The 24,029-nt window shown below is 71.3% G+C and carries 21 protein-coding genes and 2 tRNA genes; 12 read left to right on the top strand and 11 right to left on the bottom strand.

What is annotated here, in order from left to right; all coding sequences use genetic code 11:
• Positions 1 to 57 precede the first annotated feature (57 nt).
• Positions 58 to 1,950, top strand: coding sequence for a putative bifunctional diguanylate cyclase/phosphodiesterase (locus tag B5557_RS27905; RefSeq protein ID WP_079662038.1), 1,893 nt, complete (start codon positions 58 to 60; stop codon positions 1,948 to 1,950).
• On the opposite strand, the gene B5557_RS27900 is transcribed toward B5557_RS27905, so the two are convergent.
• From B5557_RS27900 to B5557_RS27890, 3 genes are all read right to left on the bottom strand, one after another.
• A complete protein-coding gene (locus B5557_RS27900; protein WP_099936812.1) occupies positions 1,929 to 3,017 on the bottom strand; it encodes an LLM class flavin-dependent oxidoreductase in 1,089 nt (362 codons plus the stop codon). The genes B5557_RS27905 and B5557_RS27900 overlap by 22 nt on opposite strands.
• A gap of 41 nt (positions 3,018 to 3,058) precedes the next feature.
• Positions 3,059 to 3,271: a hypothetical protein gene (locus B5557_RS43905; protein WP_079662036.1), complete on the bottom strand. Its 213-nt coding sequence runs from the start codon at positions 3,269 to 3,271 to the stop codon at positions 3,059 to 3,061.
• Positions 3,272 to 3,376: 105 nt separating this feature from the next.
• Complete coding sequence (locus B5557_RS27890) at positions 3,377 to 4,147, bottom strand: maleate cis-trans isomerase family protein (protein ID WP_079662035.1); 771 nt, start codon at positions 4,145 to 4,147, stop codon at positions 3,377 to 3,379.
• Positions 4,148 to 4,521: 374 nt separating this feature from the next.
• Between B5557_RS27890 and B5557_RS27885 the strand changes: the two genes are divergently transcribed.
• The 7 genes from B5557_RS27885 (at position 4,522) to B5557_RS27855 (ending at position 9,874) form a co-directional block, all read left to right on the top strand.
• A complete protein-coding gene (locus tag B5557_RS27885; RefSeq protein ID WP_079662034.1) occupies positions 4,522 to 5,508 on the top strand; it encodes a D-2-hydroxyacid dehydrogenase in 987 nt (328 codons plus the stop codon).
• A gap of 122 nt (positions 5,509 to 5,630) precedes the next feature.
• Entirely contained in the window at positions 5,631 to 6,554 is a 924-nt protein-coding gene (gene ehuB, locus B5557_RS27880) for an ectoine/hydroxyectoine ABC transporter substrate-binding protein EhuB (protein WP_079665036.1), read from the top strand.
• Positions 6,551 to 7,273 carry an ectoine/hydroxyectoine ABC transporter permease subunit EhuC gene (gene ehuC / locus B5557_RS27875; protein WP_079665035.1) on the top strand — a complete coding sequence of 241 codons (723 nt, stop codon included), beginning with the start codon at positions 6,551 to 6,553 and terminating at the stop codon, positions 7,271 to 7,273. Before ehuB ends, ehuC begins: the two co-directional genes overlap by 4 nt.
• Positions 7,273 to 7,923 carry an ectoine/hydroxyectoine ABC transporter permease subunit EhuD gene (ehuD, locus tag B5557_RS27870; protein WP_079662033.1) on the top strand — a complete coding sequence of 217 codons (651 nt, stop codon included), beginning with the start codon at positions 7,273 to 7,275 and terminating at the stop codon, positions 7,921 to 7,923. Before ehuC ends, ehuD begins: the two co-directional genes overlap by 1 nt.
• Positions 7,924 to 7,933: 10 nt before the next feature.
• Positions 7,934 to 8,710, top strand: coding sequence for an ectoine/hydroxyectoine ABC transporter ATP-binding protein EhuA (ehuA, locus tag B5557_RS27865; protein ID WP_079662032.1), 777 nt, complete (start codon positions 7,934 to 7,936; stop codon positions 8,708 to 8,710).
• Between the two features lie 251 nt (positions 8,711 to 8,961).
• Positions 8,962 to 9,720, top strand: a complete 759-nt coding sequence (locus tag B5557_RS27860; protein WP_079662031.1) for an IclR family transcriptional regulator — start codon at positions 8,962 to 8,964, stop codon at positions 9,718 to 9,720.
• An 80-nt stretch (positions 9,721 to 9,800) separates the two neighbouring features.
• A tRNA-Lys gene (locus B5557_RS27855) sits at positions 9,801 to 9,874 on the top strand.
• Here the strand turns inward: B5557_RS27855 and B5557_RS27850 are convergent.
• The 5 genes from B5557_RS27850 to B5557_RS27830 form a co-directional block, all read right to left on the bottom strand.
• A complete protein-coding gene (locus B5557_RS27850; RefSeq protein WP_079662030.1) occupies positions 9,840 to 11,561 on the bottom strand; it encodes an AMP-binding protein in 1,722 nt (573 codons plus the stop codon). The genes B5557_RS27855 and B5557_RS27850 overlap by 35 nt on opposite strands.
• 40 nt (positions 11,562 to 11,601) lie before the next feature.
• Positions 11,602 to 12,066, bottom strand: a complete 465-nt coding sequence (locus B5557_RS27845) for a DUF3592 domain-containing protein (protein WP_079662029.1) — start codon at positions 12,064 to 12,066, stop codon at positions 11,602 to 11,604.
• An 89-nt stretch (positions 12,067 to 12,155) separates the two neighbouring features.
• Positions 12,156 to 12,761, bottom strand: a complete 606-nt coding sequence (locus B5557_RS27840) for a lytic polysaccharide monooxygenase auxiliary activity family 9 protein (RefSeq protein ID WP_079662028.1) — start codon at positions 12,759 to 12,761, stop codon at positions 12,156 to 12,158.
• 132 nt (positions 12,762 to 12,893) lie between these two features.
• Positions 12,894 to 14,003 carry an SPFH domain-containing protein gene (locus B5557_RS27835; protein WP_079662027.1) on the bottom strand — a complete coding sequence of 370 codons (1,110 nt, stop codon included), beginning with the start codon at positions 14,001 to 14,003 and terminating at the stop codon, positions 12,894 to 12,896.
• 67 nt (positions 14,004 to 14,070) lie between these two features.
• Positions 14,071 to 15,606 (bottom strand): peptidoglycan-binding protein, encoded by a 1,536-nt coding sequence (locus tag B5557_RS27830; RefSeq protein ID WP_079662026.1) that lies wholly within the window; start codon positions 15,604 to 15,606, stop codon positions 14,071 to 14,073.
• A 195-nt stretch (positions 15,607 to 15,801) separates the two neighbouring features.
• Here B5557_RS27830 and B5557_RS27825 point away from each other — a divergent pair.
• From B5557_RS27825 to B5557_RS27810, 4 genes are all read left to right on the top strand, one after another.
• Positions 15,802 to 15,875 (top strand) — tRNA-Lys (locus tag B5557_RS27825).
• Between the two features lie 250 nt (positions 15,876 to 16,125).
• The gene (locus B5557_RS27820) at positions 16,126 to 18,084 is read left to right on the top strand and encodes a glycosyltransferase family 2 protein (RefSeq protein WP_079662025.1); all 1,959 of its coding nucleotides are present in this window, start codon (positions 16,126 to 16,128) and stop codon (positions 18,082 to 18,084) included.
• Positions 18,081 to 20,030 (top strand): kelch motif-containing protein, encoded by a 1,950-nt coding sequence (locus B5557_RS27815; protein ID WP_079662024.1) that lies wholly within the window; start codon positions 18,081 to 18,083, stop codon positions 20,028 to 20,030. The genes B5557_RS27820 and B5557_RS27815 overlap by 4 nt, the downstream gene beginning before the upstream one ends.
• Positions 20,031 to 20,128: 98 nt before the next feature.
• Complete coding sequence (locus B5557_RS27810) at positions 20,129 to 21,331, top strand: glycosyltransferase (protein WP_079662023.1); 1,203 nt, start codon at positions 20,129 to 20,131, stop codon at positions 21,329 to 21,331.
• A gap of 75 nt (positions 21,332 to 21,406) precedes the next feature.
• Here the strand turns inward: B5557_RS27810 and B5557_RS27805 are convergent, their stop codons facing one another.
• From B5557_RS27805 to B5557_RS27795, 3 genes are all read right to left on the bottom strand, one after another.
• Entirely contained in the window at positions 21,407 to 22,441 is a 1,035-nt protein-coding gene (locus B5557_RS27805; protein ID WP_079662022.1) for a glycoside hydrolase family 6 protein, read from the bottom strand.
• 300 nt (positions 22,442 to 22,741) lie between these two features.
• Positions 22,742 to 23,401 carry a class F sortase gene (locus B5557_RS27800; protein ID WP_079662021.1) on the bottom strand — a complete coding sequence of 220 codons (660 nt, stop codon included), beginning with the start codon at positions 23,399 to 23,401 and terminating at the stop codon, positions 22,742 to 22,744.
• 3 nt (positions 23,402 to 23,404) lie between these two features.
• The gene (locus B5557_RS27795; protein WP_079662020.1) at positions 23,405 to 23,998 is read right to left on the bottom strand and encodes a hypothetical protein; all 594 of its coding nucleotides are present in this window, start codon (positions 23,996 to 23,998) and stop codon (positions 23,405 to 23,407) included.
• Between the last annotated feature and the right edge of the window lie 31 nt (positions 23,999 to 24,029).

Raw genomic sequence — 24,029 nt, 5'->3', positions numbered from 1 at the left:
TATGATCGGCAGACTTTCCTGCACGGACAGAGATCGAGTGCACTGCGGGAGCGAGCGGTGAGCGGAACGTCCGAAGGGCCGACGCCCGCGGCAGACCTCGACCGGTCAGCCGTCACAGAGAGTGACATCAACAGTACGGACAGCGGGCCCCGGGTCCACCGGCCTCCGGCCTACCGTTCCGTCTTCGCGGCAGCACCCCTCGCCATGGCCGTGGTCGACCGCGAGGGTCTCATCGTCGACGCCAACGACGCGCTCGGCGCACTGCTCGGCGACGCCGCGGGCCTGGTCGGGCGGGTCGCCTCCGACCTGCTGGACCTGGCCTCCGACGCCCGGACCTGGCACGCCTACCGCGAGGTGCTGCGCGGCCGGCAGGCGAAACTGCGCTGCACCCGGCGGCTGAAGCAGCCCGACGGGCGCTCGCTGTGGGCGCAGGTCACCGTCTCCCCGCTGGACGCGGACATGCCCGGCGTGCTGCTGTCGGTCGCCGACGTCAGCGCGCACCGTGACCTCCAGGCGCGGCTGCGGCACCTGCAGATGCACGACCCGGTGACCCGGCTGCCCAACCGCACCCTGTTCTTCGAGCGGGTCTCGGCCGCGCTGGAGGCGGAGGCGTACGAGCAGAGCGGGACCGGCCGGATCGGTTTGTGCTACCTGGATCTGGACGGCTTCAAGGCCGTCAACGACACCCTCGGTCACCGGGTCGGCGACCGGCTGCTGGCCGCCGTCGCCGACCGGCTGACGGCGTGTGCCGAGGAGGCCGGGCGGACCAGGCCGAGCGTGCCGCTGGTGGCCCGGCTGGGCGGCGACGAGTTCGCGCTGCTCGTGGAGGACTCCACCGGCACCGAGCAGCTCGCCGATCTCGCCGAGTCCGTGCTCAAGGCGCTCCAGGCCCCCTTCGACCTGGCCGGGCACCGGTTGAACGTCTCCGCGTCGATCGGGGTCGTGGAGCGGCACGCGGCCGGCACCACCGCGACCGGGCTGATGCAGGCCGCCGATACGACCCTGTACTGGGCGAAGGTGGACGGCAAGGACCGCTGGACGCTGTTCGACCCCGAGCGCAACGCGCATCTGATGACCCGCCAGGCGCTGGCGTCCACGCTCCGGCCGGCCATCGAGCGCGGCGAGTTCCGCCTCGACTACCAGCCGCTGGTCGGCATGTCGGACGGCCGGCTGCACGGGGTGGAGGCCCTGGTCCGCTGGGACCACCCCCGGTTCGGGCTGCTGCCGCCGAATCGGTTCGTCGCGCTGGCCGAGGAGGACGGCTCGATCGTGCCGCTGGGCCGATGGATTCTGGCCACCGCGTGCCGCCAGGCGCGGCAGTGGCAGCTGGACAATCCGGACGAACCGCCGCTGTTCGTCAGCGTCAACGTGGCGGTGCGTCAGGTGTGGGACTCCGACCTGGTGGCGGACGTCGCGGAAGTCCTCGCCGAGACCGGGCTCGCCCCGCATCTGCTGCAGCTGGAGCTCACCGAGTCGGCCGTGATGGGCTCGGCGGGGCGGCCGTTGCAGGCGTTGCAGGCGCTCAGCGACATGGGTGTGGGCATCGCCATCGACGACTTCGGCACCGGTTACTCCAACCTCGCCTATCTGAGCCGGCTGCCGGTGTCGGTGCTGAAGCTCGACGGGTCCTTCGTACGTGGCTTCCAGTACGAGGGCTCGGGCGCCGCGCCGAACCCGGCCGACGAGGTCGTCGTCGAGGCGATGATCGACCTCGCCCACCGGCTCGGGCTGACCGTCACCGCCGAGTGCGTGGAGACCTCCGCGCAGGCGACGCGGCTGCGCAGCATCGGCTGCGACACCGGGCAGGGCTGGCTGTACTCCCGTCCGGTGTCGCCGGATCGTATCTCCGAGCTGCTGGGTACCGAGTCCGGCACCCGGTCCGGCACCGAATCCGGAACCGTGTCGGGCACCGAGTCCGGCACCGAGTCCTACGCGGTCGGCAACCCGTAGGCGTCGGCGATCAGTTCGTAGGAACGCAGGCGCAGCTCGCCGCGGTGGGCGTGGCTGGTGAGCATCAACTCGTCGGCGCCGGTGCGCTTGTGGAGGTCGTCGAGGCCGGTGCGGACCTCGTCGGCCGTGCCCTGGATGATGTTCGCGGTCCAGGAGTCGACGAACTCCCGCTCCAGGGGGCTGAATTCATGCGCCTCCGCCTCCTCCGGGGAAGGGAACAGACCGGGGCGGCCGCCGCGCAGCCGGACCATGTTGAGGCCCATGGCCAGGGTCTGCCGGCGGGCCTCACGCTCGTCGTCGGCGGCGAGCACGGAGACGCCGATCAGCGCGTACGGCTCGGCGAGCACCGCGGACGGCCGGAACGACTCCCGGTACAGATCGAGGGCCGGGACGGTGTTCTGCGCGGAGAAGTGGTGCGCGAAGGCGAAGGGCAGACCGAGCATTCCGGCCAGCCGGGCGCTGAAGCCGGAGGATCCGAGCAGCCAGATCGGCGGCCGGTGCGCCGACTGCACCCCGCCCGGCGCTGTGCCCTGGACGGGGCCGGGGATCGCGTGGATCCGGCGGTAGGGATGGCCGTCGGGGAAGTCGTCGTCCAGGAAACGGGTGAGCTCGGCGAGCTGCTCGGGGAAGTCGTCGGCGCCCTCGTGCAGCCGCTCGGTGCGGCGCAGGGCGGCGGCCGTAGCGCCGTCGGTGCCGGGCGCGCGGCCGAGGCCGAGGTCGACGCGGCCCGGCGCGAGCGCCTCCAGGGTGCCGAACTGCTCGGCGATGACGAGGGGCGCGTGGTTGGGCAGCATGACGCCGCCCGAGCCGAGCCGGATGCGGTCGGTGTGGGCGGCGAGGTGGGCGAGGATCACCGCGGGCGAGGAGGAGGCGACGCCCGGCATCGAGTGGTGCTCGGCGACCCAGTAGCGCAGAAAACCACGCGACTCGGTGAACCGCGCCAGCTCGACGCTGGTGCGCAGCGCGTCGGTGGCGGTACGACCGGAGCCGACGGTGACCAGGTCCAGTACCGACAGGGGGGTCGGGGCACTGCCCAGTACCGCGCCTCGGATCTCGTCTACCGCCACGGGGTTCCTCCTGTTGTCGACCGTGCGCTGTCCTCCCCCGGCTAACAGGAGGGGGTCCCCGTTTGTTCCGGAGGGCGCGAGGAGACGGCGAACCCCTCGCCGCCGTAGACGGACTCATAGTGAATGTCGATCACCACGCGGTTCCGGATGCGGTCGTAGAAACGGGCGACGCTGTCGGGGTCGTCCGCGTCGAACATCAGGTCCCAGGCTCCGTGCTCCCACTGGCCGACGGCCACCTCGTCCCAGCGCACCACGAGGGGGCAGCCTTGCCCTGGCTGTAGCTGACCCACAGCGAACCGAGCGCGACGACCGTCGCCGCGACGGCTATGACCGTTTCCGCCTGCATGCCCGCCCCCGGTTCACACCTGCACGATCGGCTCCCGGGTGAAGAGGATGCCCAGGCCCGGCGCGTTCACGCGTCGGTCGGCGAGGCGTAGGGCCTCCCAGACCGTGACCTGGTTGGCGGTGAGGACCGGTTTGCCGAGTTCCTTCTCCAGGCGGGGCAGGTGGGCGGCCGTGTGCAGGGCGGTGTCGGGGAGCAGGACCGCGTCGGCGTCGGGGGTGTCGGCCTGTCGGGCGAGGGCCAGGACCTGGGACTCGTCCCAGGTGCCGACCTCGGCCGCCGTGATGGTCCCGGCGCTGCTCAGAGCCGTCACCTCCACACCCCCCGCCCGCAGGAACCCGGCGAACAGCCCGGCCACGTCGTCCGGGTACGTCGCCCCGACGGCGACCCGTCGGGCACCGATCTCCTGGGCCGCGTGCACGAAGGCGAACGAGGTGGAGGAGGCCGGCATCCCGGCCGTCGTGGCCAGGACGCGCACCTGTTCCTGGGCACCCTCCCAGCCGTGCACGAAGCCGCCGCTGGTGCAGGCCCACACGATCGCCTCGGCGCCCGCGAGCCGCAGTTGCCCGACGCCGGCCGCCAGCCGTTCGGCCGCTCCCTCCCCCAGACTCTCGACCGCGCTCGAGCCCGGGGGGACCCCCATCCGCAGCACGTCGACCCAGTGCGCGTCCTCTCCGATGTCCGTGTGGACCAGGTCCAGCCGGATGTCGCTGCCCAGGAGCTGCTCGATACGGGGGTAGTCGTCCTCGGCCGAGTGGCCCGGGTAGAGGAAACCGAGTGCGGTCATGTCCAGCCTTCCTGCTGCTGCTCTTCTTCCGGCGGTACCGGGGGTTCCCGCAGTACGGGCGGTTCCCGCAGTACGGGGGACCACGGGCGCCGCTGCGTCCAGACAGCGCTCGATACGGTCCCACCGCTCGGGTACCCAGTCGGCGCAGCGCCGCCCACATGATCACCTGGTTGGCCGATATGACCGGTATGCGCGGTTCGACCTCCGGTCGGGGATGCCGTCGACAGGCCGCATCGGCCGGCCCGGGAGCCGGGGACAACGAGCCGTGGGCGCGGCCTTGTTGACGACGGTGGGTTCGGGTGCGAACGTGGTCAATCCGTGCACGTCAGACACGTGGTCACCAGCGACGAAGACCCGGAGGGAGGCGGCACCGGATGACCGTCCTCCCCGCCTCCGTCGCCGCCTCCACCGCCGCGTCTCTGCCCACCCTGCTCGTCCTGGACGCCGAGCCGCTGCCCCGGCTCGGGCGGCTCACCGGGCGGGCCCGGGTGCTGCACACCGACGAGGCCTCGCTCGCCGCGCGCCTCCCGACGGCGGACGTCCTGCTGGTGTGGGACTTCACCTCGCACGCCGTGCGCGCCGCCTGGCCCGGGGAGGGGCCCCGGCCGCGCTGGGTGCACACGGCGAGCGCGGGCGTGGACCACCTGATGTGCCCCGAACTGGCCGCGTCGGACACGGTCGTGACGAACGCCCGCGGGGTGTTCGACCAGCCGATCGCCGAGTACGTCGCCGCGCTGGTCCTGGCGATGGCGAAGGACCTGCCGCGCACCTGGGAGCTCCAGCAGCGCGGCGAGTGGCGGCACCGGGACAGCCGACGCGTCGCCGGGACGCGGGCGGTCGTCGTCGGGTCGGGGCCGATCGGGCGGGAGATCGCCCGCGTGCTGAAGGCGCTCGGCATGACCACGGCCGTCGTCGGCCGGGTCCCGCGCACCGGCATCCACGGCCCGGACGACCTGAACCGGCTCCTCGCCCGCGCCGACTGGGTCATCGCCGCCGCCCCGCTCACCGAGCAGACGCACGGCATGTTCGACACCCCGCTGTTCGGCGTGATGCAGCCGTCGGCCTGCTTCGTGAACGTCGGCCGCGGGCAACTGGTCGTCGAGGACGCACTGGTGCGGGCGCTTCAGCGGCGGTGGATCGCGGGCGCGGCGCTGGACGTCCTCGCTGCCGAGCCGCTCGCTCCCGACAGTCCGCTCTGGCAGGTGCCGGGACTGCTGATCTCGCCGCACATGAGCGGCGACACGGTCGGCTGGCGGGACGAGCTCGGCGCGCAGTTCGTGGAGTTGTTCGAGCGGTGGGCGGCCGGCCGGCCACTGAAGAACGTGGTCGACAAGCAGCGCGGATACGTTCCCGGACACTGACGTCCCCGCTCCCGGGAGGGCGGAAGCGAATCCCGGGCCGCGCCGCAGGTGATCGCAGCGGCCGGAGACGGGGCTCAAAGCGGGCTGCATAAAGTCGCATGGTCCGGGGTAGCCGCGCCGCCATGGCTCCACCACTGGAACATCGCGAACGCGAACGCATACCCGGGACCACACGCCGGTCGCTGCTCGCGGGGGTGGCGGCGGTCGGCGTGCTGGGCGCCGCCGGCTGCTCCCGTGTGGCGACCGCGTCGACCGCGAACGGCGGCGACCTGCTCGACCGGCTGAAGGCGGCCGGTGTCGTCCGGCTGGGCATCGCGGGTGAGGTCCCGTTCGGGTACATCGACAAGGACGGCGACCTGACCGGCGAGGCGCCGGAGCTGGCCAGGGTCATCTTCAAGCGGCTGGGCGTGGACAGGGTCCAGGCCGTGCCCACCGAGTTCGGGTCGCTCATCCCGGGGCTGAACTCACAGCAGTTCGATGTCGTGGCCGCCGGGATGTACGTCACCCCCGAGCGCTGCGCGCAGGTCCTGTTCGCCGACCCCGACTACCAGATGCTCGACTCGTTCGTGGTGCGCAAAGGCAACCCCAAGGGGCTGGACACCTATCAGGACGTCGTGAAGAAGAAGGCGAAGTTCGCCACCGGCACCGGGTACGCGCAGATCCAGCACGCGGTGGCGGCCGGCTACAAGGAGAGCGACATCCTGATCGTGCCCGACCAGGTCGCCGGGCTGAACGCCGTGGAGGCCGGGCGGGTCGACGTGTTCGCCGGCACGGCCGTGACCACCCGCGACGTGGTGAAGAAGTCCCACAGGACCGAGGCGACCAAGCCCTTCGCGGCCGTGATCGACGGCAAGCCGACCGTCGACGGCGGCGCCTTCGCCTTCCGGCTCACCGAGACCCGGCTGCGGGACGCCTTCAACGTCGAGCTGCACAAGCTGAAGAAGAGCGGCGAGCTGGCCCGCGTCCTGAAGCCGTTCGGCTTCACCGAGGCCGAGATGACCCGCCTGACCGCGAAGCAGCTGTGCGGCGGGGGGACGGCCTCATGACCACCGGACTCTGGGAACTCGTCCTCAAGGGGATCTGGACCACCGTCCAGTTGCTGGTCCTCAGCGCGCTGCTGGCCGCGGCCGTGTCCTTCGTGGCCGGTGTCGCGCGCACCCACCGGCTGTGGATCGTGCGCTTCCTCGCCGGGTTCTACACCGAGGTGTTCCGCGGGACCTCGGCGCTGGTGATGATCTTCTGGGTGTTCTTCGTGCTGCCCCCGGCCTTCGGCTGGCAACTGGTGCCGATGTGGGCGGGCACCCTGGCGCTCGGCCTGACCTACGGGGCGTACGGCTCGGAGATCGTGCGCGGCGCGCTGAAGGCCGTCGACCCGGCGCAGCAGGAGGGCGGGATCGCGCTCAGCTTCACGCCCTGGCAGCGGATGCGGCTGATCCTGCTGCCGCAGGCGGTGCCGGAGATGATCCCGCCGTTCTCCAACCTGCTGATCGAGCTGCTCAAAGGCACCGCCCTGGTGTCGGTCATGGGCATGGGCGATCTGGCGTTCAGCGGGAACCTGGTGCGGCTCGCACTGCAGGAGAGCGCGGAGATCTACACATATCTGCTGCTCATCTACTTCGTGATCGCCTTCCTGCTGACGCGGGTGATGCGAGGGCTTGAGAAGCGGCTGAAGGCGGGCGTCGGGAAGGCGCCCACGCGCAAGGTCGTCACGGAACCCGGGCCGGTCAGCGCCGGGGTGGGCATCGGAGTCGGAGGAGGTTCCTGATGACATGGGACTGGGGCGCGGTCGCCGATTTCATGCCGCACTTCTGGGACGGGCTGCTGGTCACCCTGCAGGCCCTCGCCCTCGGCTCGCTGATCTCCTTCTTCCTCGGGCTGGTCTGGGCTCTGCTGATGCGCACGCCGACCCGCTGGGTGCGCTGGCCGGTCGGGGTCGTCACGGAGTTCGTGCGCAACACGCCGCTGCTGGTGCAGCTGTTCTTCCTCTTCTATGTGCTGCCCGAATGGGGTCTGACCTTCTCCGCGCTGACGACCGGCGTCTTCGCGATCGGGCTGCACTACTCGACATACACGATGCAGGTCTACCGGGCCGGCATCGAGGGCGTGCCCGCCGGGCAGTGGGAGGCGGCGACGGCACTGAACCTGCCGGCCGGCCGGACCTGGCGGGTGGTGATCCTGCCGCAGGCGATCCGAAGGGTCGTCCCGGCGCTCGGCAACTACGTGATCGCGATGCTCAAGGACACGCCGCTGCTGATGGCGATCACCGTCCTCGACATGCTCGGTCAGGCGCGGCTCTTCTCCCAGGAGCACTTCCAGTTCACCGAGCCCCTCACCGTGATCGGCGTGGCCTTCATCCTCATCTCCTACCTGGCCTCCCTTCTTCTGCGAGCCCTGGAGCGACGTCTTGTCCACTGACACCCATCTGATGAAAGACTCCGACGCGGGCGCCAATCCGCCGGTGGACGGCAGCGAGCTGATCCGCCTGGAGCAGGTCACCAAGCGGTTCGGGTCGAACACCGTGCTCGACCGGCTCGACTTCTCCGTGGAGTCCGGCAAGCACGTGACGCTGATCGGCCCGTCCGGCTCCGGCAAGACGACCATCCTGCGGCTGCTGATGACGCTGACCAAGCCCGACGAGGGGACCATCACGGTCGCCGGGGAGCGGCTGTTCCCGGCCCCCGAGAAGCAGATCCGGGAGGTCCGCAAGAAGATCGGGATGGTGTTCCAGCAGTTCAACCTGTTCCCGAACATGACCGTGCTGCGGAACGTCACCGAGGCCCCGGTGACCGTCCTCGGCCTGTCCAAGGACGAGGCCGAGGAGCGCGCCCGGGAGCTGCTGGACCTGGTCGGCCTCGCCGACAAGGCCGACGCCCGGCCCACCCAGCTGTCCGGCGGGCAGCAGCAGCGCGTGGCGATCGCGCGGGCGCTGGCGATGCGGCCGCAGGTGCTGCTCCTGGACGAGGTCACCTCGGCGCTCGACCCCGAGCTGGTCGCGGGCGTCCTCGACGTGCTCAGGGACATCGCCCGCACCACCGACATCACGATGCTCTGTGTGACCCACGAGATGAACTTCGCCCGGGACATCTCCGACCAGGTCCTGATGTTCGACGCGGGCCGGGTCATCGAGTCGGGCCCGCCGGAGAAGATCTTCGGTTCGCCGGAGCAGGAACGGACGCGGGAGTTCCTGAGCGCGGTGCTGTGACGCCGGTGCGGTGCGGCCGGGTGGGTGAGAGCGCTGGTCCGGGCGGCGGGTCATGACGTAGGCATATGCCAGCGGGTCAGTGCCGCAGTTCGGCGAGTCGTAAGTGCAACACATTCTCGCCAACAACCCCTCCCACCCGGCCTCTTGGCCGTTATCGTGGAAGGTGATTCGCTGTCAGGATCACGCTGCCAGGATCACTGTCAAGATCACAGATCACGGATCACGGCCAGAAAGCGACCAGGGGGGAAACCGTGGCGCTGAAGCACGAGCCGACCGCGCCGTACCACTCGGCCCAGGAAGCGTTGCGCGTCCTGGAGACGGTGGCGCGGCACTCCACCGGTGTCACCGACGCCCAACTCTCCCGCCAGACCGGCCTCACCTCGGAGCGACTGACCACGCTCCTGCGCATGCTGCGCCGCGAAGGCTACGTCGAGCAGATCGCCGACGGCGCGTACGTCACGGGCGACGCGCTCACCCGGCTGGGCTCCGCCCACCACCGCGAGCAGGCCCTGCGCGACAAGCTCCAGCACACCCTGGACCGGCTCCGCGACTCCGTCGGCGCCGCCGTCTACATCAGCCGGTACGTCGACGGCGAGGTCACGATCACCCAGTACGCCGACGGCCCCGCCACGCCGTCCGTCAACGAGTGGGTCGACTTCCGCTACTCCGCGCACGCCACCGCGCTCGGCAAGAGCATCCTCGGCCAGCTCGACCACAACGGCCGACGCGACCACCTCTCCCGGCACAAGATGGCCCGGCTCACCTCCCGCACCATCACCAGCGACAAGCTGCTGCTCTCGCGTCTGGAGGCCCAGCCGCCCACGGTCCCGGTGCTCGACCTCCAGGAGTACGCGATCGGCACGGTCTGCGCGGCCGTCCCGATCACCGCGGGGTCCACGGCCGGCTGTCTGGCCCTGTCCCTGCCCCTCGCGCACGCCCACCGCCTCCGCCAGGCCGCCGACGCCCTGAACAGGAACGCGGCGCCGGTACTGCTGTCGCTCACGATCTGAAGGGGTGGTCGGAAGCACCCTCGCGGACCAGGTAGTATTTTCTCCGTCGCCAGCCGCCGAAAGCGGAGGGCGGGAGTCATGCGCCGCTAGCTCAGTTGGTTAGAGCAGCTGACTCTTAATCAGCGGGTCCGGGGTTCGAGTCCCTGGCGGCGCACAGATGAAGGGCCTCTCGTGGACACGAGGGGCCCTTCGCCTTGCCCCACCTGCCCCACCTGCCCCGCCTGCCCGGCTCCCACGGCCTCCTCCGCCTCCTCCGCCGTCAGCCTTCGGTACGTCGCCTCCCCCGGCGGTCGCCACCACACCGGGTCGGCACAGCGCACGCCCTCCCTGCGCAGCAACGCCCGGTGGATCTTGTTGGTGGCGGTGACGGGCATCCGGTCCACCACCCGGACGAACCGGGGCGCCATCTTCGTGCCCAGGTCGGGCTGGGCGAGCAGGAACTCGGCGAAGGCGAGCGGGTCGAAGGTCCCGGCCAGCGTCGCCATCACCTGGTCGCCGGTCACCGGGTCCGGGACCGCGTACACGGCGACGGCGTCCGCGCCCTCGTACCGGGCGAGGATGTTCTCGATCATCGCGGCGGCCAGGTTCTCGCTGTCGACGCGGAGCCGGTCGTCGGTGCGGCCCGCGAAGTAGAGGAAGCCGTCGGAGTCGCGGTAGAAGAGGTCGCCGGTCCAGTACGCGCCGTCCTCCCGGCGCCGCTCCGCCTCCGCCGCCGGGTTGCGCCAGTAGCCCTCGAAGGGATTCGGACCCCGGTTGACCAGCTCCCCTATCGCCTGCTCACCGTTCAGCAGCCGGCCGGCCGCGTCGAACTCGGCCGGCGGACACTCGGCGCGCGTCTCCGGGTCGAGTACGACGAGCCCGGGCGCCGCCCTCCCGACCGCGCCCGCCGGGGTCCCCGGCGACCACTGCACGGCCGCCCCACCCTCCGACGAGCCGTACCCCTCCACCAGCCGCACCCCGAACCGTCGCTCGAAGGCCGCCGCGTCCACCGCCCCCGCCTCGGTGCCGAAGCCGAGCCGCAGCGCGTGGTCCCGGTCGTCGGGGCCGGGCTCGGTGGCCAGGACGTACTGGATCGCCCGGCCCACGTAGGTGAAGTACGTCGCGCGGTAGCGCCGTACGTCCGCCAGGAAACCGGAGGCCGAGAACCGTCGCCGCAGGGCCACGCCCGCGCCGGCGGCCAGCGCGGGCGCCCAGTCGGCGATCACCGCGTTGCCGTGGAACATCGGCATGCAGACGTAGTGCACGTCGTCCGGCCGGACCGAGAACTGCCCCGCCAGCGAGCGTCCGGCGGCGGCCAGCCGACCCTGGGTGCACAGGGCCGCCTTGGGCGCGCCGGTCGAGCCGGACGTGAAGTAGAGGAGGAGCCGGTCGGCGGGGGTGGCGCGGGAGGGGTCGGGGCGGGCGTCCGTGTACGGCGCGAGCAGGTCGTCGTACTCCGGGGTGCCGGTGATCAGCAGCCGGACCCCGGGCAGGTCGAGGCCCCTGAGGAGGGGGAGGTGGGTGTGTTCGGTGATGAGGAGGCGGCACTCGGTGTGCAGGATGTCCCGGGCCAGTTCGGGGCCCCGCCGGGTGGGGTTGATCCCGGCCACCGCCGCGCCGGCGAGGGCCGCGGCGGACAGCCAGAGCGGGAACTCCGGGGTGTTGTCCAGCAGCACCCCGAGGTGCGGCGGGCCGTCCGCCGGCAGCAGGTCGGCCAGCAGCGCCGCCCGCGCGGCGGCGCCGGCGGCGACTTCGTGGTGGGTGAGGACCGGCTTCCCGGGGTCTTCACACCACAGTCCCGGACGGTGGTCGCCCCACCGTGCTGCTACGAGTTCGGCGACGGTATCCCCGGTGGACTCCATGGCCGCGCACGGTAGTTGACGTACCGTCAGATGTGGAGAGCTAGGGCATGAAGCCGTCGCTCTCGGCGAACATCCAGTGGGCGGTGACCATGAAGAACACACAGAAGGCGATGGCCGTGCCGAGGAAGAGCAGCAGGCATCCCGACTCGGCGAAGAGCCTGCCGGGGGCCGGTGCCTTGGCCGTGGCCTCGTCGGGGTGACCGGCGGCGTAGTGGACGGTGACGATGTCGCCCTCGAGGGTCGTCCCGGGGCCGTTCGCCTCCTCGAAGCGGATGGTGCGGCCGTCGCGGGTGGTGAACTCGTAGACGTGGTGCAGGGTCGTGCTGACCATGGTGTCGTCGCCGCCGCCGCTGGTCGTCGTGTACGACCGCAGACAGCGCGCCTCGGCGGTGAGGCCGCCGCTCCAGGCCCGGGCGACCCGCCGGGAGCGGCGGAGCAGACCCAACACGCCGAAGAGCAGGCCGGCGATCATGACCGACGGCACAAGGTAGAAGAAGGCTTCCATGGGCTCCCCCGAGGTTCCGGCGCCGACCTGGTCGTGTCGGCGTGCAGGGAACGTACCCCCGCCGGACCCCGGGGGAGCTCAAACGATGCTCAGAACGTGACGTCGGAGCAGGCGTAGAACGCGTTGGTCGTGTCGGCGATCGTCCACACCGCGACGATCATGTGCCGTCCGCTGAGCCCGGACGGCAGCGTGCCGCTGTGCGAGAGGGTGGCCGGGGGCCGCTGACCACCGTAGGGCACGGTCAGGAACGGGGTGAGGGTGAGGTCGGAGCGGGCCAGGTTGTGGTTCTGGTTCCAGCCCTGCCTGGTGACGTAGTACTTGAAGTCGGTCGTGGCGTGCATCGCGGTGAACTGCCAGCGGAAGGTGTAGCTCTGACCGCCGGTCACCTTGGTGGTCGGCCATGCCGCGCCCGACGGGGTCTTCGGGCTGTCGAGCTGGGCGAAGCGGGTGTTGTTCGCGGAGCAGATCCGGCCGTCCGACGCGCCGGACGCCGGGAAGCCCTTCGGGCCCTCGACGCTCTGCGGCTCCCACTGGATGTCGCCGCAGCCCGTGACGGTGCCGTTCTGGCAGAGCTTCTGCCTGCTGATGGGGAGGTCGGTGTAGCCGTGGCTGCTGGCGCCGCCGGCCGAGAGCACGAAGGCTCCGGCGGTGGCGAGGCCCAGCACGGCGGCGTGGAGCCTGGTCTTTTTGCGCATGCTGTCGCTCCTGGAGAACGTGGGGAGTTCACTGAGCTGAGCCGTGCAGGTCTAGACCAAGTTCGAGATTATTGCCGTTTCTTGGCTGTGTCCATATCAACGACACGGCCTGCCTCCCTCATGGCGCGCCCCTCACGGCGTCTGTTCCGAACGCCCCGCGCAGAAGGCCACGGTCAGGTCCTTCACCAGCGCCTTGCGCTCGTAGTCGTCGAGCTCCACCAGCCCCCGCATGGTCAGCCGGGTCACCGTGTCCTCCACCGAGTCCACGACCGACGTCAGCACCGTCGCCCGGTGCTGGGCGTCGAGCGCGGCGATCCGGCGGCGGTGCATCGCGGCGGCCACCTCGGGGGCGTACTCGATCCGCAGCGGCTGCACGGAGTACACCTCCAGACCGATGGCGCCCGCGTCCTGCGCGACCCGCCGCGTCAGCGCCTCCCCCGCCGCCTCCACCGAACCCCGCCCCGCGCCCGGCGTCTCCACCGGGATCCGGGCGAGGGCCGCCTCGACGCACTCGCGCAGATACGTCTCGTGGTCGTCGACGCCGAGCGTGGCCCGCGCGGTGTCCCGCACCCGCCACACCACCAGGGCCACGACCCGCAGCGCGACCCCGCTGCCGTCGGCGGCGGGCATCGGCTCACTGCGCCAGTGCCGCAGCCGCACGTCCACCCGGCGGCGCAGCAGCAGCGGGTTCACCCACAGCAGACCCGTGCGTCGCACGGTCCCCCGGTAGCGGCCGAACAGACCGAGCACCCAGGCCCGCCCCGTCCGCCCCCGGGCGAGACCGCCGAAGCCGAACAGACCCAGCGCACCCGCACCCGCGTACGCCGCCCACTGCGCCGGACCGAGCCCGGCGCCCGCGAACTCCGGCAGCCGCAACGCCCGCACCGCCAGCGGCGGCAGCACCCCGGCCCACCATGAGGCGGCCACACAGCCCGCCGCCCCGCAGGCCCCGGCGAACACTCCCGCCGCGCCCGGCAGCACCCGGGCCCGCCGCTCCGCCAGCTCGGGGTCGACCTGCGCCACCGGCCGCGGTACGGCCGGTGTCGGCCGGCGCAGCCGCGGCTGCTCGTCGGTGCCCGCCCGGCTGCCCACCACGGCGGGCCCGAGCGGCACCGGCCGCGGCTCGGGCTCGTCACGGAACAGCAGGTGGACGGGGATCTCGGTGGTCGCCTCGTTCTGGATGAGCCGGGCGGGCCTGGACGGCCCCTCGGACTCGGGCGTCTGTGAAGTGGTCGTGTGCATTGCGTGCCTCCAGCCTCCGCGCCAGATACGCCATGACAGTGAGTGGGTTGTGGGGAGGGAACCGCGGTCACAGGAAGAGCCGCCGCCAGGTCTCCGGGCCCGGGTAGCCGTCGGCCGCGCCGCCGCGCCAGCCCTGGGCGCGCTGGAAGGCCTCGACTCCGCGCCGGTCCGCCTCGCCCCAGCGCGGCCCCGGCCCGGACGGGTAGTACCTGCCGAACCCCTTCTTCACCAGCCGCTTCCCCAACTGGGTGACGTACGCGTTCTGCGCACCCGGACGGAAGGCGGCCCGGCCGGGGTACGGGGGAATGCGCGGCGTCACGGAAGCGGCGGGCGGGCCGGTCGTACCGGCTCCGGCGACCGCTCCGTTTGCGGCGGCCGCCTCGTTTCCGGCATCGGCCCCGTTTCCGGCGGCGGTGGCCGGGCCGGCGGCGGTGCCGGGGCTGCCCCCGCTGCCGGTGGTCGTCCCGGGAGGCAGCGAGGCCTCGATGTTCCTGCCCTGGTGGGTGACGAGCAGGGCCCAGGTCCGCGGGCCGGGGATACCGTCGGCGTCGGGGCCACTCCACCCCTGGGCGCGCTGGAAGGCCATGGTGGCCCAGCCGTCGGAGGCCGACCAGCGCGGACCGGGGCCCGAGGCGTAGAAACGCGCGCCGCCGCGCTCGACGAGAAGCCGGCCGAGCAGGGCGACGTACTGATTGTTCGCGCCGGGCCCGAAAGCCGCCCGCCCCGGATACGGCGTCGAGGCGACATCCCCGGTCCCGGGCCTGTTCCCGCCGCCACCGGCATTGCCGACCTGTGTCCCGGTACCGGCACCGGTACTGATACCGGTGCCGGTACCCGCCGCCGTGCCGGTGCCCGGTGTGGTCGCCGTGAGGCCCTTGTAGCGATAGGGAACGTATCGGTCGGAATTGCTCCAATAGGCGTAGGGAGTGGCCTGGCGGCGAGTGGTCGGGCGGGTCTGCTCGTAGACGACGTAGTAGCTGTGGGTGTAGTCCGTCCAGCCGCCGAAAAGGACGACGTGCGAGCCTTTCTCGGGGTCGGTCGGATTGTGGAACAGCAGAATGTCGCCGGGCTGGAGTTCCTCCTTGGAAATCCGCGTCCCGAACTGGTTGAGGCTGCCCGTCCACTCGTTCCCGGGCAGGTTCCAGGCCATGGAGACGAAGCCCGAGCAGTCCTGCCGGTAACCGTCGTACCAGTAGGTGTCCATGCTGTACGGCACCTCGGCGGAAACCCATTCCTTGGCCCGTCCGATGATGTCCGCCCGGGTCGTCGGGGGCGTTCTGACCGGTCCCGCCAGGCCCCCGGGGTGCGCCGACTGGCCGGCCGGTCCATGCAGCGGCGCCTTGCCACCCTGGGGCGTGTCGGGCTCTTCACCTGCGGGAACGCCGGGCCCGTCGGGGGCCTGCGCGGCGGCGACGGCGGGCAGCGCATGGCCCGCGCCGAGTGCCGCGGCCGTCACGGTGGCGACGACCACGGCACGGTGGGCGGCCGGGCGACCGCCGAACGGCGCGGGCGGGGAATGTCGGCTCGCCCGCCGCCGCGCTACGCATCCGGGGCATTCGCAGTCGCTCGCGGGATCGAATTCCTCGAATACCGGAGCCGCCATGCGATTCCCCTCACACTCCAGCTGGAAATGTCCGCGACTGTGCACACAGGGCAGTTTCTCAACTGTCTTCACGACGCGCATGCTGACGGTCCGAATGATGTACGCGCGCCCATGGCGGGGAGCGGCGGGGAGTGGGCCCGGGAACGGGTGGTCCTGGGCACCCTCGGAGGTCCTGTAGAGTTCTCTCGTCAGCAGGCGCCGCTAGCTCAGTTGGTTAGAGCAGCTGACTCTTAATCAGCGGGTCCGGGGTTCGAGTCCCTGGCGGCGCACAGACACCGAAGGCCTCTCGCGAAAGCGAGGGGCCTTCGTTCGTATCCGCGTGCGAATACCCACAGCGGGTTCACGAAGCGCACCACACTCCCACATGCGCCACATTGCGACCGTATGAGCAGTAAACAGCGCGTTTCGCATCTTGCGATCATGCTGAACCCCATAGAACCCTGGTTCTCAAGATGCTGCGGATTCGCGGCAGTTGGGGGGATTTACACGCGGTGCGAGCTGCGTGTGGGGGGATGATTCATGACGGTGCCTGCGCACCACCATGCGGGACGTTCCGGCGGCACGGTGACCTATCGCCGCCTCAGAAAGTCTCTGCCGAAGTACGACTACGAGCACTACAGCCGACTGGCGGGGCCCCTCACCCAGCCGGAGCCGGGCAGACCGTACACCGTCCGCTACCGCTCGCTGCTGGCCCAGGAGCCGCACCGGATCCGGGCCGCGCTGATGCTCTGCGCGGCGCCGCTGCTGTCGGTGGTGCTGCTGGTGTGGCTGCTGAGGCCGGCGCACTGGACCGAGCGCGACCACCCGGCCCACGGTTTCCTGCCCGCCCTCGACATCGTGATGCTGGTGTCGATCGGCCTGATCGAGTTCTTCCGCTGTCTGAACGTGCTGTCCAACGCGCACGCCACCCTGGTCGCCCGCGACCCCGTCCCGGTGGTGCCCCAGACCGGCACCCGCGTCGCCTTCCTCACCTCCTTCGTGCCCGGCAAGGAGCCCCTGGAGATGGTGACGAAGACCCTTCAGGCCGCCGTCCGGCTGCGCCACCGGGGCCTGCTGCACGTCTGGCTGCTCGACGAGGGCGACGACCCCGAGGTGAAGGAGGTCTGCGCGCGCCTGGGCGTGCACCACTTCAGCCGCAAGGGCGTCGAGCGCTGGAACCGGCCGTCGGGCCCGCACCGCGCGAAGACCAAGCACGGCAACTACAACGCCTGGCTGGAGGCCCACGGCGACGCCTACGACTACTTCGCCTCCGTCGACACCGACCACGTACCGCTGCCCAACTACCTGGAGCGGATGCTGGGCTACTTCCGCGACCCGGACGTCGGCTTCGTCATCGGACCGCAGGTCTACGGCAACTACGACACGTTCGTCACCAAGGCCGCGGAGTCCCAGCAGTTCCTCTTCCACGCCCTGATCCAGCGGGCCGGCAACCGCTACGGCGCCCCGATGTTCGTGGGCACCTCCAACGCCGTGCGGATCAGCGCGCTGAAGCAGATCGGCGGGCTGTACGACTCGATCACCGAGGACATGGCCACCGGCTTCGAGCTGCACCGCACCCGCAATCCGGCCACGGGACGCAGGTGGCGGTCGGTCTACACCCCGGACGTGCTCGCGGTCGGCGAGGGCCCGGCCGCCTGGACCGACTTCTTCACCCAGCAGCTGCGCTGGTCCCGCGGCACCTACGAGACGATCCTCAAGCAGTACTGGAAGGGCTTCTTCAGCATGCCGCCGGGCAAGCTCTTCAACTACACGATGATGATCGTCTTCTACCCGATGTCGGCCCTCAACTGGATCCTGGCCGCACTGAGCTGCGCGCTGTTCCTGGGCCTCGGCGCCTCGGGCGTGAACATCGACCCGGCGGTGTGGCTGATGCTGTACGGCAACGCCTCGGCGCTGCAGATCGGCCTGTACCTGTGGAACCGGCGGCACAACGTCTCCCCTCACGAGCCGGAGGGGTCGGGCGGGGTGGCCGGCATGGCCATGTCGGCGCTGTCGGCGCCGGTGTACGCCCGCTCGCTCATGGACGCCGTACTGCGGCGCAGGAGCAGGTTCGTGGTGACGCCGAAGGGGGACTCCGCCAGCCCGGACACGCTGTTCGGGACCTTCCGGATCCATCTGTTCTTCGTGCTGGTCTTCACCGCGTCCATCGTCGCCGGGTTCGTGTTCGGGCACGCCCAGCCCGCGATGATCGTCTGGGCCTCGTTCGCCCTGCTGGTCACCGCCTCGCCGATCGTGGCGTGGCGGGTGGTCGTACGGGAGGCGAAGGTACGCGAGGCGAGGGCGCGGGAAGCGAGGGCGCGGGAGGAGAAGACGCGGGAGGTGAGAACGCGGCCGGCGCAGGAGGCGCGGGACGGCGAGCGGGTGCCGGCGCAGGGCACGGTTCCCCCGGTCGAGACCGTCTGGGAGGTCCCGGTGGGGGGTCCGGGCGGCCTGGGAGGACCGGGCGGACGGGGCGGGCTGGGGGGACGTGAGGAATGAGGGACGGGGTCGGCCGTTTCGTCGTCCATCGGCGTGCCCGCAGGTTCGCGATCACCACGGCGGTAGTCGTCGTGCTGGCCGGGATGAACGGGCCGTGGCTCTACCGCTTCGGGACGCAGAGGTACCACCAGTACGCGATCAACAAGCCCGAGTACAAGGCGGCCAACGGCCACTGGCAGATCGTCGAGTTCCCGAAGGAGTACCGGCAGGACACCATCCACGCGGTACTCCTGCACACCGGGAAGGTGCTGCTGGTCGCGGGCTCCGGCAACAACCAGGACAACTTCGACGCGAAGAAGTTCGACACCCGGATCTGGGACCCGGCGAAGGGCACCGTGAAAAAGGTGCCCACCCCCAACGACCTGTTCTGCACCGGCCACACCCAGCTCGCGAACGGCTCCGTCCTCATCGCGGGCGGGACGAAACGGTACGAGAAACTGAAGGGGGACGTCACCAAGGCCGGCGGGCTGATGATCGTCCACAACGAGAACCCGGACAAACCGATCACCCTGCCGGCGGGGACGGCGTTCACCGGGCGCGAGAACCGGAAGACGTTCGTGTCGAAGGACCCGGTCCTCGTGCCGCGCGCGACGAAGGTCTTCGACCAAAAGACCGGGAAGTTCCTGCGCAACGACCCGGGCCTCGGCCGGATCTATGTCGAGGCACAGAAGTCGGGGACGACATACGAGACCGGAACCCAGGACAACTACCGAGTCCGGGGACTGGACGGCGTCGACGCGCGCAACACGTACGGCATCGCGCAGAAACTCGCCCTCGACAAGAAGGACTTCCAGGGGATCCGGGACGCCTACGAGTTCGACCCGGTCGCCGAGAAGTACATCAAGGTCGATCCGATGAACGAGGCCCGCTGGTATCCGACGCTCACGACCCTGAGCGACGGGAAGATCCTCAGCGTCTCCGGGCTCGACGACATCGGGCAGTTGGTGCCGGGCAAGAACGAGGTGTTCGACCCGGCCACCCGGAAATGGACGTACACGAAGAAGGTCCGGCAGTTTCCCACGTATCCCGCGTTGTTCCTGATGCAGGACGGAAAGATTTTCTACTCCGGTTCCAACGCGGGGTACGGGCCCGCGGACGTGGGACGCGATCCCGGCATCTGGGACGTCACCGGCAACGGCTTCACCAGGCTGCCGGGCCTGAGCGACCCGGACCTGATGGAGACGTCGGCGACCGTGCTGCTGCCGCCCGCGCAGGACGAGCGGTACATGGTCGTCGGCGGCGGGGGCGTCGGGGAGTCGCCGCGCTCCAGCGCGCGCACCCGGCTCGTGGACCTGCTGGCCGAGAGCCCGCGCTTCGTGGACGGCCCCTCGCTGGCGAAGGGAACACGGTATCCGCAGGTTTCCGTGCTCCCCGACGACAGTGTGCTGGTGTCCGGCGGCTCGGAGGACTACCGGGGACGGGGCAACTCCAACATTCTGCAGGCCCGTCTCTACCACCCGGACAGCAATATGTTCGAGCAGGTCGCCGATCCGCTGGTCGGCCGCAACTACCATTCCGGGTCGCTGCTGTTGCCCGACGGCCGGGTGATGTTCTTCGGCTCCGACTCGCTGTACGGGGACGCGGCGAACACCAAACCCGGAAAGTTCGAGCAGCGGATCGAGATCTATTCGCCGCCCTATCTGTATCGGGGGAAGCGGCCGGAGTTCTCCGGCGGGCCGAAGAGTATGGCCCGCGGCGCGTCCGGGGTGTTCACGTCGGCGGACGCTTCGTCCCTTCGGAAAGTGCGGCTGATTCGACCGAGTGCGTCCACGCATGTGACGGACGTGGATCAGCGGTCGGTCGCGGCCGAATTCACCGTCACGGGAAACAAGGTGCGGGTCACCGTGCCGACGAACCGGAATCTGGTGCCGAGCGGCTGGTACATGCTGTTCGCCGACGACAGCCGCGGGGTTCCCAGTGAGGCGCGGTGGGTGAAGGTGCCGTAGCCAACGTACAGCGCACCGGGGGCCTTGCGGCAAGGCCCCCGTCGTGCCGCAGAATCACCGGCCGAAGCCGGTTTCTGCGGAACAAGGGGAGTCACCAGGTGCGTGTGCTGTTGTCGACGTACGGGTCGCGCGGGGACGTCGAGCCGCTGGTGGGACTCGCGGTGCACTTGCGGGAACTCGGCGCGGAGGTGCGGATGTGCGCGCCGCCGGACGAGGAGTTCGTGGAGTTGCTGGCCGGCGCCGGGGTGCCGCTGGTGCCGGTCGGACCGCCGATGAGATCGATGGTGCGGCCCGCGTCGGCGGCCGAGGCCGACCGGCGGGTGTCCCAACTGGCCGCGATGTTCGACACGATCGCGGCGGCGGCCGAGGGATGCGACGCCCTCCTGGCGACCGGTCTCGCGCATTTCGCCTCGCGGTCGGCGGCCGAGAAGGTCGGCATCCCCTACATGTACGCGACCTTCTGCCCGTTCATCCTGCCGTCGCCGCACCACGCGCCACCGCCGATGCTGCTGCCGGGTCAGTCGCTCCCCCCGGAGGAGGCCGACAACCGGACGCTGTGGGAGCTCAACGCCCAGACCTTCAACACGCTGCACGGCCCGGCGCTCAACGCCCACCGGGCCTCGGTCGGCCTGCCGCCGGTGGACGACGTCCGCACCTTCATGCTCACCGACCGGCCGTGGCTGGCGGCCGACCCGACGCTGAGCCCGTGGCCGGAGACCTCGGAGCTCGGCGTCGTCCACACCGGTGCGTGGCTCCTGCCGGACGAACGCCCTTTGCCGGACGACCTGTTGGCGTTCCTCGAAGCCGGCTCACCACCGGTGTTCATCGGCTTCGGCAGCATGCGCGGCGTCTCGCAGGACACCGCGCGGGAGGCCGTCGAGGCGGTCCGCGCGCTGGGCCGCCGCGTCCTCGTCGGGCGCGGCTGGGCGGGCCTGGGCCTGATCGACGACAAGGACGACCGTCTCGTCGTCGGCGAAGCCAACCACCAGGCGCTGTTCGGCCGGGTGGCGGCCGTCGTGCACCACGGCGGCGCGGGCACCACGACGACGGCTGCCCGGGCCGGCGCACCCCAGGTGATCGTGCCTCAGGGAGCGGACCAGCCGTACTGGGCCGCCCGGATCGCCGAGCTGGGCATCGGCGCGGCGCACGACGGTCCGACGCCGACCGTCGAGTCCCTGTCCGCCGCGCTCAGGACGGCCCTCACGCCCGAGACCCGCGCACGAGCGAGGGCCGTGGCCGGCTCGATCCGCACCGACGGGGCGGCCGTGGCCGCGAAGCTGCTGATCGACGCGGTCGGCTGAGGTTTTGCGCGCCCGAGCACCCGAGCCCCGAGCGTCGAGCGTCCGAGGGTCCCGGCGCCGAACTGGCGAGCACGGTCAGCCGCGGGCCAGCCGCAGGGCGTACGCCGCCCACCAGTCCCCTGCCTTGGGGCCGCCCTTGCACTCGCCGTCCGACTCCCCCGGGCGCTTCACCCACAGGTAGGCGTCGACCAGGGGGTCCGCCGTCCGGGTCGTCGGGGTGGGGCCCAGGGCGCGGCCCGGCGGGTTGCACCAGCGCTCCGCCGGGTCGCCCTCCTCGTACGGGCCGTTGCCGTTGCGGCTGGTGTCGACGACGAAGTGCTTGCCGCCCGTCTTCGCCGAGAGCTGCTTGCCGTACGCGATGGAGTCCTCGGTGGAGTAGAAGTTGGAGACGTTGACGGCGAAACCGTCGGCGTGGGCCAGGCCGGCCCGCCGGAGGGGCTCGTGGATCTGGTCGGGGTGCCCCCAGCCGGCGTTGCCCGCGTCCAGGTAGACCTTGGTGTTCTTCAGGACCTTGAGGGCGGTGACGGCGTCGTCCAGGAGGTCGTAGCGCTCCTCGTGGAAGGCGGCAGGGGTGCAGCCGTCGACCAGGTGGAGGAGGGCGTCGGGTTCGAGGACGACGATCGCCGGACGGTCGGCGATACCCCGGGCCACCGCGGCGATCCAGGTGCGGTAGGCGGCCCCGTCGGATGCCCCGCCCTGGGAGTACTGGCCGCAGTCGCGGTGCGGGATGTTGTAGAGGACGAGGAGCGGGGTGCGGCCCACCCGGTCGGCGGCCTCGGTGAAGCCGCGGGCCTCCTGTTCCGGGTTCTCCGGGCCGAGCCACTGGCCGGTCGGCTGCTCGGCGATCTCCCGGACCGCGGCGGCCTCTTCCTTCTCCCCGGCCTTCTCGTAGACGGCCGCCTGACGGGCCGCCGAGCCGTCCGGGTTGACCCAGAACGGGTCGGCCTCCTTGGGCTGTTGGGTGACGGCGGGCCCGCTCACCGACTCGCTCGGGGCCGGGTTCACGGGTCCGCTCGTGGGCCTTTCGGCCTTGCCGTCGCCGCCCGAAGAGCACGCGGTGAGCAGCAGCACCGCGCCCAGCAAGGACACGGCCCCCCTCCTGACGTACATCCAACTCCCCCTTGGGTGCACGGACTTGCTCACGGGGCTTGCTCACGGCCTTCCGCACGGCTTCCGCATCGGCCCTACCCCGGTCTCAATCCTGACATAAGACCCGCACTGCCCACGAGAGCGCCGGAAAGCGGTCTTTACGGCCGCCAACGGGGTAGGTGAACCTCACAGCCTCCCGCGCCTGTCGCCGGGTTACTCCCGCAACCCGAGCACGCGCGGTCGAGGACCGGCTCGGTCGGCGGTTTCCGGGGGAGCGGACCGTCGACCGGGCCGGGGCACGTGACGTGACAGCACGTCACGTCAGACGGCAGTGCCCGTCAGGTACGCCGACACGATCACGTTGGCCGTGTAGCTGCGGGTCGCCCGGTCGAAGGTGCCGCCGCAGGTGATCAGGCGCAGTTCGGCGCGGTTCGGCCGGCGGGGACCGTAGGCCTGTCGGGCGTCGAAGTGGTCGCGCTGGACGACTTCGACGTCGTCGACGGTGAACTCGGCGACCTTGCCGTCGTCCCGGACCACCCGGACCGTCTCGCCGGCCTTGAGGGTGCTGAGCCGGTAGAAGACGGCGGGCCGCGTCTCGGTGTCGACGTGTCCGACCAGCAGGGCGGTGCCCTTGGCGCCGGGTTTCGCACCACCGGCGTACCAGCCGACGACGCCCGCCTGGTCGAAGGGCGGCGGGTCGACGGCCCCCCGGACATCGAGGCCGCGCGCGATCACCGGGGCCTGGACGCCCAGGTCGGGGATGTCGACGCGCTGCGGCACCGCCTGCCCCAACGGCTTTGCCGCGGGCGGGAGTTCGGCGTCGGGCGGGCGTCCCACCGCGGCGATGTCACCCGTCGCGGGGGCGGATATGCCGTGCCGTACGTCGGTCGCCTCGCGCCCCCACAGCCACAGCCCGAGCAGCAGCACCGCCCAGGCCAGACCGGTGAGGAAACGACCGGAAGAGCGTTCGCCGTCGGACATCGCCTATTCCGCCCCGCGTCTGCTGCGCATCCCGCGGAACACGACGACGGTCGCGGCGACGCCCGCGAGCACCAGCCCGATGACCGTCTGCGCGGTGCCGGGGCCGCGGACGTCCGCCCGCGCCTCGCCGACGGCGGCGAGCGGACGGGGCGGGGCGGCACCGCCGCCGCCCGCCTGGACGGGCGCGACGGGGGTGGTGGCGGGCGTGGCCGACCGATGCGCCGGCGACGACGCGACGACCTCGATCCGGCTCTTCGGCTGGGAGCCGACGCAGGTGATCCGCACGTCGTAGCCGCCGGGCTCCAGCGAGGAGCGGACCCGGGTGTCGCCGACGAGCGTGTCGCCGGTGCTGACGAGTCGGGCGTCCGCGACGAAGGCGTCCGAGGCCGCGGTGGCGGTTCTGCCGCCGCAGCCGGTCACCTTCAGCGTGACGTCGGCGCCGGGCGAGGGCGTGGACGGCGTCACGGAGACGCTCCCGCCCCCGCTCCCGCTCCCGCCGCCGTCCTGGCCGCCTTCGCCTGCCGCGTACGCCGTGGGGACGAGCACCGCGGCGACGACCGCGACGCCCGCACAGAGAGTGACTTTCCATGAGCCCATCGTGAACCTCCAGCTGTCTGGAGAGTCCCCC

The sequence above is a fragment of the Streptomyces sp. 3214.6 genome (assembly GCF_900129855.1).
GTDB lineage: Bacteria > Actinomycetota > Actinomycetes > Streptomycetales > Streptomycetaceae > Streptomyces > Streptomyces soliscabiei.
The sequence above is the reverse complement of the archived record's forward strand: the minus strand, read 5'-3'. Positions and strand labels throughout refer to the sequence as shown.